At 73.9% G+C, this 14,747-nt stretch carries 8 protein-coding genes and 1 pseudogene; 4 read left to right on the forward strand and 5 right to left on the reverse strand.

Going from position 1 to position 14,747, the window contains the following annotated elements; genetic code table 11:
* The first annotated feature begins 53 nt into the window (after nucleotides 1–53).
* A complete protein-coding gene (locus Prubr_RS18105) occupies nucleotides 54–749 on the forward strand; it encodes a class I SAM-dependent methyltransferase (protein ID WP_212826957.1) in 696 nt (231 codons plus the stop codon).
* 16 nt (nucleotides 750–765) lie between these two features.
* Here Prubr_RS18105 and Prubr_RS18110 read toward each other — a convergent pair whose 3' ends face one another.
* The 5 genes and pseudogenes from Prubr_RS18110 to Prubr_RS18135 form a co-directional block, all read right to left on the reverse strand.
* On the reverse strand, nucleotides 766–1,542 hold the full coding sequence (locus tag Prubr_RS18110; RefSeq protein WP_212826959.1) for an ABC transporter ATP-binding protein: 777 nt from the start codon (nucleotides 1,540–1,542) through the stop codon (nucleotides 766–768).
* A complete protein-coding gene (locus Prubr_RS18115) occupies nucleotides 1,539–2,570 on the reverse strand; it encodes a FecCD family ABC transporter permease (protein ID WP_212826961.1) in 1,032 nt (343 codons plus the stop codon). The genes Prubr_RS18110 and Prubr_RS18115 overlap by 4 nt, the downstream gene beginning before the upstream one ends.
* Nucleotides 2,567–3,642 (reverse strand): annotated as a pseudogene (locus tag Prubr_RS18120) (FecCD family ABC transporter permease). The gene Prubr_RS18115 and the pseudogene Prubr_RS18120 overlap by 4 nt, the downstream one beginning before the upstream one ends.
* Entirely contained in the window at nucleotides 3,545–4,363 is an 819-nt protein-coding gene (locus Prubr_RS18130) for a siderophore-interacting protein (protein ID WP_212826968.1), read from the reverse strand. The pseudogene Prubr_RS18120 and the gene Prubr_RS18130 overlap by 98 nt, the downstream one beginning before the upstream one ends.
* A complete protein-coding gene (locus Prubr_RS18135) occupies nucleotides 4,360–5,352 on the reverse strand; it encodes an ABC transporter substrate-binding protein (RefSeq protein ID WP_212826970.1) in 993 nt (330 codons plus the stop codon). Before Prubr_RS18135 ends, Prubr_RS18130 begins: the two co-directional genes overlap by 4 nt.
* 132 nt (nucleotides 5,353–5,484) lie before the next feature.
* Between Prubr_RS18135 and Prubr_RS37700 the strand changes: the two genes are divergently transcribed.
* The 3 genes from Prubr_RS37700 (at nucleotide 5,485) to Prubr_RS18150 (ending at nucleotide 14,642) form a co-directional block, all read left to right on the forward strand.
* A complete protein-coding gene (locus tag Prubr_RS37700; protein WP_281425930.1) occupies nucleotides 5,485–6,285 on the forward strand; it encodes a helix-turn-helix transcriptional regulator in 801 nt (266 codons plus the stop codon).
* A gap of 141 nt (nucleotides 6,286–6,426) precedes the next feature.
* Entirely contained in the window at nucleotides 6,427–11,043 is a 4,617-nt protein-coding gene (locus Prubr_RS18145) for a hypothetical protein (protein WP_212826972.1), read from the forward strand.
* A gap of 2 nt (nucleotides 11,044–11,045) precedes the next feature.
* Nucleotides 11,046–14,642, forward strand: a complete 3,597-nt coding sequence (locus Prubr_RS18150; RefSeq protein ID WP_212826974.1) for a hypothetical protein — start codon at nucleotides 11,046–11,048, stop codon at nucleotides 14,640–14,642.
* Nucleotides 14,643–14,747: the final 105 nt, after the last annotated feature.

A 14,747-nucleotide genomic window follows, 5' to 3' on the forward strand; every position in this document is an offset into this window, starting at 1 on the left:
GCCGGGTGTAGAAAGCTCCTGGACGGCTGTCCGGCCCGCGCTGAGGAGGACCGATGAGCACCAACCCCACCGACAGTTCCACGATGGACTTCGAGGCGTTCTACCAGGGTGAGTCACCGGTCGAGGGGATGACCTTCGCCGCCGTCCCGTGGGACATCGGTGCGGTGCAGCCGGTCGTGGTCGACTGCGAGCGGGCCGGCCGAATCTCCGGCAGCGTGCTCGACGCCGGCTGCGGGCTCGGCGACAACGCCATCCACCTCGCCAAGCTCGGCTACGAGGTGGTCGCCGTCGACGTCGCCCCGACCGCCGTCGAGTGGGCCCGTAAGCGGGCCGACGCCGCCGGTGCCGACGCCGTCTTCGAGGTCGCCGACGCGACCAGCCTCGCCGCGTACGAGGGCCGCTTCGACACCCTGCTCGACAGCGCCCTGTACGACGTACTCGACGCCGACCAGCGCCGCGCCTACGCCGCCGCACTCCACCGGGCCGGCCGTCCCGGCTCCCGGCTCAACCTCTTCTGCTTCGCCGACACGATGCCGTTCGACCTGCCCGGCGTCTACCGGATCTCGGCCGACGAACTGCACGGCACCCTCGGCGGCGCCGGCTGGCGGATCACCGACCTGCGGATCGGCACCTACCTGGTCAACACCGTCGCGGGTGAGTTCTTCAGCCGGGCCGGCATCCCGGTCGACAAGGACGAGCTGGGCCGCCCGAAGCTGCCGGCCTGGATCTGCGAGGCCGAGCGCGACTGACCGGGCGGCGGCCCCTTCAGGCCGTCGGCACCACCATCGGCGCACCGGTCGCCGGGTTGGGCATGACGATGCTCGGCAGGTCGAAGACCCGCCGCATCAGCGCCGCGTCCACGATGTCGGCCGGTGCCCCCTCGGCGACCACCCGGCCGTCCCTCATCGCCACCAGGTGGTCGGCGAACCGGCACGCCTGGTTGATGTCGTGCAGCACCGCGATCACCGTACGGCCCTCGTCACGCAGCCGGGCGAACAGGGCGAGGAGCCCGTACTGGTGGGTGATGTCGAGGAACGTGGTGGGCTCGTCGAGCAGCAGGTACGGCGTCCGCTGGGCCAGTACCATCGCGATCCACACCCGTTGCCGCTGGCCGCCGGACAGCTCCTCGACCTGCCGCCCGGCCAGTTCGGTGACCCCGGCCGCCGCCATCGCCTCGTCGACGGCCCGCTCGTCGTCGGGCGACCACGTCGACAGCAGCGACTGGTGCGGGTAGCGGCCCCGGGCGACCAGCCGCCGCACCGTGATGTTCTCCGGCGCGACGAGTCCCTGGGGCAGGAAGCCGACCTCCCGCGCGAAGGCCTTCGGCCGGTGGGCGGCCACGTCGCGGCCGTCGAGGCGGATCGCGCCGGTCGCCGGGGTGAGCAACCGGACGAGCGCCTTCAGCAGCGTCGACTTCCCGCACGCGTTCGGCCCGACGATCGCGGTGAACGCGCCGTCGGGGATGTCGAGGTCGATCTGCGTCGACACCACCCGGTCGCCGTACGCGAGGGTCAGATCCCGGGCGGTCAGCCGCGCCTTCACCGTCGCTTCACCTCCCTGATGAGCAGCCAGATGAGATAGCAGCCGCCGATCGCCGTCGTCACCACGCCGACCGGCAGCGCGACCGGGGCCAGCAGCAACTGCGCGACCAGGTCGGCGCAGAGCAGCAGCACCGCGCCGGCCAGCGCGGCCGGCAGCAGGGTGACGCCGGCGGCCCGGGCCAGCCGGCGGCCGATCTGCGGCGCGGCCAGCGCGATGAACACGATCGGACCGGCGACCGCGGTCACCGTCGCGGTGCAGCCGACCCCGACCAGGACCAGCAGCAGGCGGAGCCGGTTCAGACCGACCCCGGAGGTGACCGCGAGCTGGTCGCCGAGTGCCGCCTGGTGCATCGCGTTCGACAGCGCGACGAGCGCCAGGGCGAGTACGCCGACCACGGCGAACGGCAGGTACAGCTCGTCCCAGTCGACGCCGTTCAGCGAGCCCGCGTTCCAGCCGGTCGCGGCGATCGCCACGTCGAGTTCGGCGCGCAGCACGATCCACGAGTTGAGCGCGGTCAGGATGGCGTTGACCGCGATCCCGGTGACGACCAGCCGCAGGCCGTTGAGTCCGGAGTCGAGCGACAGCAGGTAGATCGCCGCCGCGGCCAGCAGGCCGCCGAGCACCGAGCCGGTGGCGAGCTGTGCCGACGTCCCGTTCAGGACCGCGATCGCGATCAGCGCGCCGGTGTACGCGCCAGCGTCCAGGCCGATGACGTCCGGGCTGCCGAGCGGATTGCGGGTCAGGTTCTGGAAGATCGCCCCGGCGAGGCCGAGGGCGGCACCGAAGACGAGGGCCGCGGCCACCCGGGGCAGCCGCCACCGGAGGATCACCACCGCCGAGTCGCCGCGCCCGGTCAGCGCCGCGAACACCTCGGGCGGTGTCGACCAGGTGCTGCCGTGGCTGAGGCCGACGAAGGCCAGCAACAGGGCGATGCCGAGCAGGGTCAGTGACACGGCGACCGTACGCCGTTCGACCAGGACCGAGAACCGTCCGGCCCGGACCGTGACCGGGGGTGCGCCGCCGGTCACAGCGCCGCCGCCCCGTAACGGCGGACGGCCCAGATCAGCACGACGCCGCCGATGAACGCGGTCACCACGGCCACCGGCACCTCGCCGGTGGGCAGCAGGACGCGGGAGCCGATGTCGGCGATCAGCAGCAGGACCGGCCCGAGCACGATCGCGTACCCGGTCAGCCAGGGGATCGAGCCGGCGGCCAGCCGGCGGGCCAGGTGCGGGACGATCAGCCCGACGAAGGCGATCGGCCCGGCCACCGCCGTGGCCGCCCCGGCGAGCAGGGTGACGAGCACCAGCACGGCGGTGCGGGTCCGCGCGACGTGGGCGCCGAGCGCGTGGGCGACCTGCTCGCCCAGGGCGACGGCGCGCAGCGGCCCGCTCACCACCATGGCGCCGACCAGCGCGGCCACGATCAGCAGCACCGGTACGGCCAGCGGCGTCTGCTCGGTGCCGGCCAGCGTTCCGACCGACCAGAAGCGGTAGCGGTCGAAGACGTCGGGGAAGAGCAGCCGCAGTCCCAGCGAGACGCCCATCAGGACCGAGGTGAGCGCGACGCCGGCGAGGACCAGCCGCAGCGGTGAGGTACGGCCGACGGCGTACACCACGAGGGCGGCGAGGGCGCAGCCGGCGACCGCGAGCCCCAGCCGGGCGGACTGCGTGCCGGCGAGGCCGAACAGGACACCCAGGTTGATCGCGAACCCGGCACCGGCGGTCACCCGAGGATGCCGGGTTCGGCCAGCGGGTTGCGGGTCAGGGCCTGGATCAGCGCGCCGGCGGTGCCGAGGGCGGCGCCGACGCAGATGCCGATCACCGTACGGGGGATCCGGATGTCGCGGACGATGAGGTGCTCGTCGGTGCCGGCGTAGTCGGTCAGGGCCCGCCACACCTCGGCCGGTGGGATCGCGTGCGCCCCGATGCTCACGCTGGCACCCGCCGCGACGACGAGCAGCGCGACGGAGCCGGCCAGGATGGCGACCTGCCGCGGCAGCTCAGCCGTCGGCAAACCCGGCAACTCCCCGCTTCCAGTACCCGGTGAAAAGGGCGTCGAGCCGGCCCCGACTCCACGCCCGCAGCGGCCTGATGTCACCGGCCTCGCCGGCCGCGAAGAGGAAGTTGCGGCCGTCGGGCAGCGGCAGCGCCTCGACCGTGGCGGCCAGCCGGGAGCGGCCGTCGGCGCGCGGCAGCCAGGTCACCTCGACGCCGGCCCGCTCCGCCAGTGGGTACGTCTGCTCGTCGGCGTGCTCGGTCTCGATCACCAGGTGGGCGCGGACGTCTGCGGGCGACTCCTCCAGCCAGCGGGCGGCCGCCGGAAGCGCGGTGGCGTCGACCGCGAACACGTAGTGGTCGTAGTTGAGGGCGAACACCTTCGAGCCGGGCGGGCCGGCGATGGTCACCTCGTCGCCGACCCGCGCGCCGGCCGCCCAGGTCGACGCGATCCCGCCCTCGTGGAGCACGAAGTCGATGTCGAGTTCGCCGGCCGCCGCGTCGTACCGCCGTACGGTGTAGCGGCGGGTGGTGGGCATGGGGTCCGGCCAGTCGAGCATCTGGCGGTCGTTGGGGACCGGCACCCGCCGGGTGCCGTCCGGATCCGGGAAGACGATCTTGACGTGGTCGTCGGCCTGGTACGTGTGGAACCCGGCGAGCTCCGGTCCGCCGATCGTGAGCCGCACCATGCGCGGGGTGACGTGGTGCCGGGCCAGGACCGGCACGGTACGGACCCCGATCGGGTACGGGACGCGCGTCGTGCCGGTGCCCGTCCGCTGGTGGGTGGACATCGCCTCGCGCGGGTCGGGACGGGCCGCGCTCATCGGGTGAGCAGCGGCGCGAGCGCCTGGTCGAGCGAGTCGAGGGTTTTCAGCGCCGACGCGAACGTCGCCGCCTCGGTGTAGCGCACCGGGAAGACCAGGCCGGCCTTCACCGCCGGCAGGTTCTTCCACAGTTCGGTGTCGAGCACCCGCTGCACCGCCTCGCTCACCGTGCCGTCGGGCTGGAGCGTGTACGTGATGGCGTCGGCCGCGCCGAAGCTCGCCGGCACCTCCTCGATCGACGGGTACTCGGTGACGTCGAGCCCGCCGCCGCCCTTCTTCTTGACCTCGCCGTAGTACGTCACGCCGACGTCCTGGGCGATGTTGGTGCCCCACGAGCCGGCGAACTCGCGGTGGAACGTGCCGGCGGCGACGGCGCCGTACGCGCCGAGGTGGCCGAACTCGAGGCCGGCGAGGGCGTCGGCGTACTTCGTCTTGAGTTCGGCGGCCTTCGTCTCGTACGCGGTCTTGGCGGTTTCGAAGTTGTCGAGCCGGCCGGCGGCGTCGGACTGGCGCCGCGACAGCTCCCGCCACGCGGACGGGGTGGTCGGGCCGATGGCGACGACGGGCGCGATCGACTCCAGCCGGTCCAGGTCGATGTCGGCGAGGACCGGCGCCGGTACGCCGATGACGATGAGGTCGGGTTTCGCGTTGGCGATGGCCTCGTAGTTGGTCTCGGCGGCCGTCTCCCCGGCGATCTTGCCGAGGCCCTCGTAGGTGGCGAGGTCCTCCTCGGTCATCATCGCCAGCCCGCGCTTCCAGGTCGAGATGCCCACCAGGGCGGCGTCGGCCTCGATCAGGACCGGGACGGCGTAGCCGGTGGCCACCACCCGCTTGGGGTCGACCGGGATCGTGATGTCGCCGTTGTCGGCCTGGAAGACGCGGGTCGCCACGTCGCCGCCGGTGTCGGCGTCGGTGGTGCCGCAGCCGGCGAGCAGGCCGAGCGCCAGGATCGTGGCACCGACCAGGCGCCAGGAGGGTCGAGTTGACATTGCCTTGTTCCTTTGAACCGTCGCAGGTCAGAGCGGTGGCCGGCTTCACGCCGGAGCGTAACTAAGGTTAGCCTTAGCTCCGATCTTGCGATGTCGACGGGAGGTCACGCAATGTCGAGTGGAGGTCAGTCGGTGACCGTGCAGGACCCGGTCGGCGCCGACCCGCACAGTTGCGAGGAGTACGGGTACGGCCTGGGCCGACCCGACGGGATCCTGATCCTCAAGTACCGCTCGGGGGCCCTGCTGGACTTCGGCGAGAGCCGGCAGGACTTTCTGCACCAGTTCTACTGGTCACCCACCGGCGTGCTCGCCACCCGCCACGGGACGCGGACCGGGTTCGTCGGCGGCGGGGAGGTGTTCTGGGTGCACCGGGCCGTCACCCACGAGGTGCGGGCGGCCGACCAGCAGACGGTATACCGGGTCTGCCTGCGCCAGGTGCCGCCGGCCCTGGCCGACCTGCGCGCGGGCGCCGCCGCCATCGGCGACGAGGCGGCCCGGCTGCTGCCGACCATCGCCCGCAAGGGATACGCCGAGGACGCCGCGCTCGCCGCCCGGGCCCGCATCATGGTGGGGCTCGGCGCCCCGGCCGCCGAGCCCTCCGCCGGTCCGGCCGGCGGCCCCGGGTTCGCGATGACGGTCGCCCGGGCGATCTCGCACGACCCCGGCGATCCGACCCGTCTCGACGAGTGGGCCGACCGGCTGCACATCAGCGTCAAGACCCTGCAACGCGACTTCGAACGCGAGTTCGGCATGCCGTACTCACGGTGGCGGACCCGGCTGCGCCTGCTCGCCTCGCGGGTGCTGCTGGAGACACATCCGGTGACCGAGGTCGCGCACCGGGTCGGGTACGCCAGCCCGTCGTCCTTCATCACCGCCTTCGCCCGGGAGTACGGCTACACCCCGGGCCGGCACACGCCCCGGGAGACGACCTGAACGGGGATCATGCCTACTCCCCGTGACTGTCCACGATCGGACTGACGCCCGGCGTGCCGGTACCGACGATGGGGTGTAGGCCGTCGTAGACGATTCCGTTCCAGGTCCGCCGCCTCGGCCGCCCGGCCCGAGGAGGCCCGCGTGTCCGATCCGCAGCGTGGACGCCGCGTAGCCAGCGACGCCTTCACCCAGCTCACCGCAGACATCGACGACGACCGGTTCGCGGGCATCCCCGCGGACGCGCTGGTGGCCCACCGGCGCGACGAACACCAGATGCTCCTCGCCGGCCGGCCGGCGGACGCCCTGTCCGGGCTGGCGCCCGCCCGGCGGCTCGGCCCGTACCGGAACCGGGTCGGCGTCGCCACCTGGTTCGACGTCTTCGCCGCGGCGAACCGGCTGGAGGTTCGGGCCGGCGGGGTCGCCGCACCGGCCCTGGTGCTGACGGCCGCCGGACCGCCGGTGGTCACGCCGCGCACCACGACCGTCGACGTCGGGCCGGGCACCGTCTGGGTCCGAGGCGACCTGCTCGACGCCGCGCTGCCCGCCGACGCTTACGTCGGGGTGCGGGTGCGCGCCGGCGCGCTGCGGCTCGCCGGCGCCGCGACGGTCACCGGCGACGTCGTCGAGTTCGGCACGCCGCTGGAGGGCTCCGTACGGCTCGAACCGGAACCCGACGACCCGGCGGCCGGCGGCCCCGTGCTTCCGGAGGCGTTGACGCTCTGGTTCCGCTCCGGCAGCGGCCGGGTCGAGGGGACCGCCGGCCGGGCCGAGGTCTGGGGCCGGGTGTTCGACCTGCCGGGCCCGACCGGCGCCCGGACCTTCCTTGAGCCACTGTGGACGCTCGTGCTGGAGTACGACGTCGATCCGCGCACCCTCGACCCGGCGGCGGCCGACACCGAACTGGTCCGGTACGCCGGCACCGGCCGGATCACCGGCGCCGGCCTGGGGCTGCCGGTCGTGGTCGCGCCCGACCCGGCGATCCTCGGCGCGGCCGCCGTCGCGGCGCACTGGTGCCTGCGGGCGCACGGCCTGACCGCCCGCTGGTACGGGCCCGATCCCCGGCCGCACGAACTCGACGACGCGTGGCTCACCGTGGCCGGCACCGGCGTCACCGTCTTCGCCGAGCAGGTCGCGCCGCTGCCCGGACCCGTCACCCACGAATTCGACCTGTGGGCGATCACCGACGGCGGCGGGCAGCGGCTGCCCTGGCGACAGCGGTACGACGACGCGTTCCTGTTCCACCACCGGCGCCACGCCGCCGACGGCGAACAGCTCATGGTGACCGGGCACGCCGACCTGGCCGTCGACCGTCCCGTCACCAGCGACGGGCGTCCGGTCGCCACCCCGACCGGCCGGTCCGTGCTGCTGCTGCGCCACGCGGCCGGCACGGTCACCGCCCGGCTCGGCGCCACCGTCGCCGGAAGTCCGGCCGTCCACCAGTTCGCGCTGCGCAACGCGCTGGTGTGGACCACCGCGCCCACGCTCGTCATCGTCGACGGCACCCTGGTCGACGCCCGCCGGATCGACGCCGGCACCGCGCAACTCCTCCACCAGGCGTACGCGTGGACGCCGATCCTGCCCGACCCGTACGTCTCGAACGGGTTCGTGCACCGGCCGCGGATCGGGCGGGAGCCCCGTACCCCGCTGCTGTGCCGGGTCACCTGGACGGCGCCGGAGAGCGTGGCGGTGTCGTTCGCCGGACTGCTCGCCGGGAACCTCGCCGTGGGCGGGCGGGCGGCGTCGCCGGGCGGGTCACGGCCGGTGCCGGCTTCCGACGGCGCCCCGGACGTCGGCCTGACCCAGGTCGAGCAGGGCACGCTCACCTTCGACCGGGCGGGCACCGCCGCCCGGAAGGTGGCCCGGACGGCCGAGGAGCGCGGCCGTGGGGAGCGGGTCGAGAAGGCGCGGCGGGAGGACGAGCGGAGCATCGCGATCGTCGACCGCTACCTGACCGAGTTCCTCGGCCCCGCCCCGGGCCTGACGCTGCTTGACGTGTCGACCAACCAGGACCTGCTCGGCGTGGCGGTCGGCGACGGGTCCGACGGGCCCGTACCGGCCGGCGTCTTCGCGGTGGACGGCCTCGCCGTGCACTCCGAGGTCGGCCGGATGCGGGTGGTCGCGCTGCCCCAGCACCAGTGGGAGCCGGTCCGCACCCTGGACGAGGACCAGGACCTCGTGACGCTGGGCTGGTTCCCGACCCCGCTGGCCGCGGCCGGTGACGGCGGCGCCACCCAGGTCGGCGCCCGCTCGCAGCGGCTGATGCCGGTCATTCCCGAGGACGCCCTGCACGGCACGGTCGAGGCCCACCGCGACGGCGAGACGGTCGTGGTCCGCACCACCTTCCCGTTCGGCCTGATCGCCGCGATCCGGTTGCAGCCGCTGGAGACTCCGGACCGGCGGGCCGACCGCTACGGGCTGACCCGGCCGGAGTTCCCGGAGGTGACGGCGCGGGGCGGCATCCAGATCACCGCGCTGGCCGAGGGGGGCCGGCCGGACGGCGGTGGCGTCTCGCCGACGTTCGCCGGCCGGATGCGGCAGTTGCTCAACGGTGTCGACCTCGCGTCCGGCGGACCGCTCGGCCTGTCCGTGCTCGGCGCGACCGGCGGATCGGGAGGCAGCGTCGAGAAGGTCTTCAACGACGACATGGCCGACCGGCCACGGGTCCCGGTCACCCGGATCGACCTGTCCGGCTACGGCGGTTCGAACTTCAGCGACTGGAACGACCCGTTCGCCGCGTTCAGCGCGGCGGCCAAGGTGCAGTTCCGGGTCCTGCTCGGCCGGACCGCCCTCGAGGTGGTCAAGGTCAACAGCGTGCTGCACCCGTGGGGGATCCGGGTCACCCGGTCGGTGACGATCGAGCGCCGCCCCGGCGGTGGCGTGATCCGGCGGGACAGCGGCTGGCAGGCGTTCACCCCCGGCCTGTTCGACTACCGCTACGCCGACGCCGCCAGAAACATCCTGGTGGCGCCGTACGGGTTCGACGCCGGGCTGTTCCGGGGCCTGTTCGACGTACGCACGATCCGGCCCGCGCCCGGCGCGGAGTTCGTGCACGGCACCGACCGGTTCGTCCCGTACTACTTCGACGCCGACGTGGCCCTCGACGGGCGCGCCGGCCGGAGCCCGGCCCGGGGCGTTCTCGGCTATCTCCAGACCGCGCCGAGCGGCGAACCCGCCGGCGCCGACGCGCTGCGGGCACTGATCGAGACGCAGGGCCCGATCGGCGGGCCGGTCGACACCTGGCTCGACCTCGGCGGCAGCGGGCTGCCGTTCCGGGCCCAGCGGGTCGAGGTCGGCCTGGCCATGGCCGGCACCGACCCGCTCTTCGTCGCCACGGTGCGTGGCGTACCGAAACTGCCGACGACCGGGGCCTGGTCGGTGGTCACCCGGCCGGTGGCCGCCGTGCCACCCGGCGGCGGCGAGGCGGTCCCGGTCGCCGACAGCCGGGGCGTCCCGGTCGTCCGCCGCTACCCGATCGCCTACCCGGCCGACGACTCGCTCCACCCCGAACCGCCACTGGCCGGCGTGCCCGGCCCGTACCGGTTCGCCGACGCCGCCGACCTGCTCACCCCGGCGGCCCCGGCCAACGACTACGCCCTGCTGCAGAGCACCCCGACGCACGCGTTCCTGTTTCCCCGGCCGTCGGTGCCGGCCGCCGGGACCGCCCGGATCGAGGCCGGCGTACGGCCGGCGATCGCCGACATCCTGGCCCGGTCGACGTCAAAGGGGGCGTTCCCGCCGCCGGCCAACACGATCGAGTTGCCCGCCGGCCCGCACCTCGACGTCGGGCCGACCGGCGAACTCGCCCTCTCCGCGCCGGTCGAGGTCGTCAACCACCCGACCCCGCTGCGGCTCTCCGGCACCCCCGGCCACGGGTCGAGCCTCTTCTACGACCGCGCGACGCTGCGGCTGGAGTTGGGCTTCGACCGGTGGGACGTCGACTTCACCGGGCTGCGGATCTGGAGCGACATCTCCGGGCTGGCCGGGCTGACCGGCTCGCAGTGGCACGTCGTCGGCGGCTCCGACCGCCGGCCGCAGATCGCCGAACTGGTCTCCCTGCTCCTGCCGGAGATCGAGGAGATCCTGCGCTACATCCCGACCTTCGGCGCCCGGGGCAGCCAGGGCCCGGTCGACCTGGGGGCCAGCAACGCCAAGCACGAAATCAAGGTCAACGTCCGGTACGGGCAGACCATCCCGCCGACCACCGCCGTCTTTCCGGCCGGCAGCGGCGTGAAGCTGACCCTGTCGATAACCCAGAGCGCCGGCGTCGACCTGGCGACCGGCGGCGCCAAGGCGTCGGTGGCGTTCGGCGCCGAACTGGAGGGCAAGGTTCCGCTGTTCTCCGTCGGGGTCGCCGCCGCGTTCCTGACCGTCAGCGGCAAGGTCAGCTTCAGCCTCTCGTCGGTGAACGGCGTGATCGGCAGCGAACAGCTCGAACTGACCGCGTTCGTCGGCATCGGCGTCGAGGGCACGATCGGCCCGTTCAAGGCGTACGCCTTCCTCGGCATCGGGTTCGTCCTGGTCTACGACGCGATCGCGGACACGACGAAGTACGGCGGCCTCGTCGCGATGGAGGCCGGCGTCGACCTCAAAGTCGTCAAGGTCAAGATCAGGGCCGAACTCAAGGGCCTGGTCTACTCCGATGCCGGCATCACCAAGTGCGACTACAGCGGATCGGTGAAGATCCAGGTCGACATCTTCCTGTTCCTGTCGATCAGCGCCACCTACCAGGTCACCGAGACCGCCGAGCTAGGGAGCTAGCGATGGCCACCCCACCCAGACTCACCCTCGTGCCGTACCTCCAGCGGTGGAACCCCGGCTCCCGTACCCTCTCGATCCGGCTTCTCGTCGCTCCGACCGGCAACCCGCTCACGCCGCTGCTCGCCGCGCCGCCGGCGGTCCCCGCGTTCGCCGACGCGAAATGGGCCTTCACCGTCCACGTCAGCGACGCCGCCGGCACGCTGCCGCAGCGCACCCTGATCGACCAGACGGCGGTGCTGCCGGCCACCGGGACGATCGGCAACCCGCATTCCCGGACCATCTTCACCGCCATCCAGGACGCCCTCGACATCCCCGACTCGCCCGCCGCCGACACGTTCGCGCCGCAGGGCCGCGACCTTACCCGCCAGGTACGCAAGTACCTGCCGGCGAGCTACCGGCGGTCCTTCCCGTTCGTCCGGCCCCGCACCTCGCTGGCCGTGGTCGACGACTCCTACCACTGCCTGATGAACTGCCCGCCCGAGCCCGAGCCGGCCCCGCCGCCGATGGTCGTCGGCTGGGGCGAGGCCCTCGCGTACGCCCTGCGCCTGCCCCGGCTCGCCGAGGCGCTCGGCCTCGTCGTCGACCTCGACGTGCCGCTCGACGCCGCGCCCCGGCTGGCCGGCGGCGGCTGGCTCTGGGCCGAACTCGCCCCGGCCGCCGACTACTCCGGCCACGTCGTACCGCGCCCGTTCGCGACCCGGGTACCGGACCTTTCCGACGCCGAACGGCCGGTCTTCACCCCGGTCGTCTTCCCGGTCTCCGACGACGCGACGGCGGCCGCCGCCCTCGGCAACTTCGACAAGGTGTTCGTCGAGGCGATCCGGTTCGACGACGGCCACGCGAAGGTCGTGCACGCCCGGCAGCCGGTCAGCGCCGACCCGCTCGACGAGGACGGCACCGGCGCGCCCATCGCCCGCGACGAGGGCATCCAGCTCGCCTGGGACGACGAGGACATCCTCGAGGGCCAGAACCGGGCACTCGGCGCGCCGCCCGACGGCGAGGACCCGGTCCTCGCCCCGCGCGGCATCCTCGGCTACCGCGTCGACGTACGCCCCGCCGGCGGCACCACCTGGACCTCGCTGTCCACGGTCAAGGCCCCGCTCGACATCGGTGTCGACCTGGGTTCCGGCGTCGAGGAACGCTGGACCGAGGTGGCGCCGGCCGCGCACAGCGGCCAGATCTGGCTGCCGGCCTGGTTCGCCAGCTGGCGCGGTGGTTCGCTCGTCGTCGACACCGTCGACGAGCAGCGGCTGATGGAGGTGCCACCGGGCCGCCCGGAACCCGCCACCCCGGTCGGTGCCGACGCCGTCGAACTCCGGTACGGCAACCGCTACGAGTTCCGGGTCCGGCTCGCCGACACCACCGGCGGCGGACCGGACGTCGACAGCGCCGCGACGCGGGACGGGGAGTCACCCACCGCGACCATCCACATGAGACGATTCCGGGCGCCCGGCATGGTCGAGGTCGACCAGGTGACCGCGCCACCGGACGGCGCCCTGCCGGCCGTCCGGATCCGGCGACCACGGCTCGGCTATCCCGAGGCCGTCTTCGCCGCCGGCCCCGCCGCCCGCGCCGACCTGCTCGCCCAGATCGCCGCCAACGACACCGCACCGTCCGGCACCGCGAAACCCCCGACGATCCCCGACCCGGACGCCGCCCTCCTCCGGATCGAGGTGCTGCTCCGGACGCCCACGTTCCACCCGCTCGCCGACGACCAGGGCTTCGTCGACTGGTACACCACCACCCGAGCCTTCCCCGACGACCCGGCCGAGCCGCTCGACCTGGCCCTGTCCTGGACCGACGCCGCCGACTACCGGGCCGTCGACGTCACCGCGCAACACGGCACCGTCGACGGGCCGGTCACCCTGGTGACCGGCCGCGACGTCCGACTACGGGTACGCGCCCTCGGCCCGGACGACCCCGGCTACTTCGGCAGCCAGCGGGCCCGGACCGGACCGCCGGAGATCATCGACCTGCACGCGACCGCCACCGAGACCGACCCGCTGCGCCCGCTGCCGCCGGCAGACCAACTGCGGTCGGTGTTCCTGCGCCCCGACCCGGTCGGTGACCGGGCCCCGGCCCGGCCGGTGGTCGCCCAGAACCGGCCGACCCCCGCCCTGCTCGGCCGGCTCGCCGGCGCGCTCGACCTGGTCGCCGACGGCCCGCTGCTCACCGGGCCGCCCGGTGACCGGATCGCCTTCGGCTGCGCCGGACTCACCCACCACGCCGCCCCCGACGCCTCCAGCCTCGAGTTCGGCGAACCCACCGAACTCGCCGACCAGTGGATCAACGCCGTCCAGGTCGTGCTCGACCGGGACTGGACGTGGCGCGGCAGCGGATCACCGACCCTGGTCGTGACCCGGACCGTCGACCTGCCCGACGCGCCCGGCGCGGCCACCGAGACGACCGACGTCGGCGCCATCGAGTTGATGCACACGGTCAGCGTGCAGGCGGCGAACCGGCCCGACCGCTCGTCGGTCCGGCTGCTGTTCATCGACGCGCTGCCGCCCCGGCCGGCCCCCGACGGGCTGCCGTACGAGATGGCCGTCACCTACCGGGCCCGGCTGCTCTTCGAGGACGGCGGCACCGTCGACCAGACCGTCGAAACCCTGCTGCCGGTCGTCACCCCGCCCCGACAGGCGCCCCGGGTCGTCGCCGCGGGCATCGCGCTCACCCCCTACGGCCACGACCCCGGGTACGCCAGCACCACCCCTCGCGTACGGCGGCTCTGGCTGGAGTTCGCCGAGCCGGTCGCCGACCCCCGGGACGCCTACTTCGTCCGGCCGCTGACCGGCACCCCCGACCCGATGCTGCTGCCCGGCGTCGAGCCGGTCGCCGATCCGGTCGTCGTCGAAGGCGTCCCGCTCGACCCCGAACCCGTCCGGGTGGTCACCCCCGGCCAGGTGCAGGACCTCGCCGGCCTGGCCACCATGCAACGGCTCGAACCAAGCGCCGACAGCGACCGGCACTTCCTGGTGCCGCTGCCGCCGAACACCGACCCGAACTCACCGGAGCTGTTCGCCTTCTACACGTACGAGATCCGGGTCGGCCACGACCGGGGTCCGGCGGCCGACCCGCTCTGGTCGACCGCGCAGGGCCGGTTCGGTGAGCCGCTCGTCCTCGACGGCGTCCAGCACCCCGCGCCCGAACTGGTGTGCTCGGTCGTCGCCGAACCGGACGGGGCGGTGCGGACCCGGGCCCCGTACGCCGCCCCGTACCTCGGACTACGGCGGGTGCTGCCACACCCGCCCAACACCGAACTGTGGACCGTGCTGTACGCCCGGGTGGTGCAGGCCGACGGCAGCACGAGCCGCAACGTCCAGATCGACCTGCGCCGGATGCATCCGCCCCGGAGGCGGCGGACCGACACCGTCCCGCTGGTCGTCGAGGGGGAGACCCGCTGGACCGGTGCCGAGGTGCGGGCGGCCCTGCAACTGGCCGGACTGCCGCCCGGGGCGCCGATCAGCGCGCTCGCGGTCGAGTTGCTGCCCGAGCCGAACGGCGACTTCGCCGACCCGCTCGGCGGCGACCTCGGTCAGGTACGCATCCTGCGTACCTCGCCGCTGGCCGGGGTGGAACGGGACTGCTGCGCGCCGTAGCCGGCCGGCGGACGGTCAGCCGGGGTTGACGACCGCGATCCCGGCCTCGCCGTCCGCGAAGGAGGCGAACAGGTCGGGCAGGGTCGCCGGTCCGACGTGGTCGAT

Origin of the sequence: Polymorphospora rubra, assembly GCF_018324255.1 — a bacterium.
Lineage (GTDB): Bacteria > Actinomycetota > Actinomycetes > Mycobacteriales > Micromonosporaceae > Polymorphospora > Polymorphospora rubra.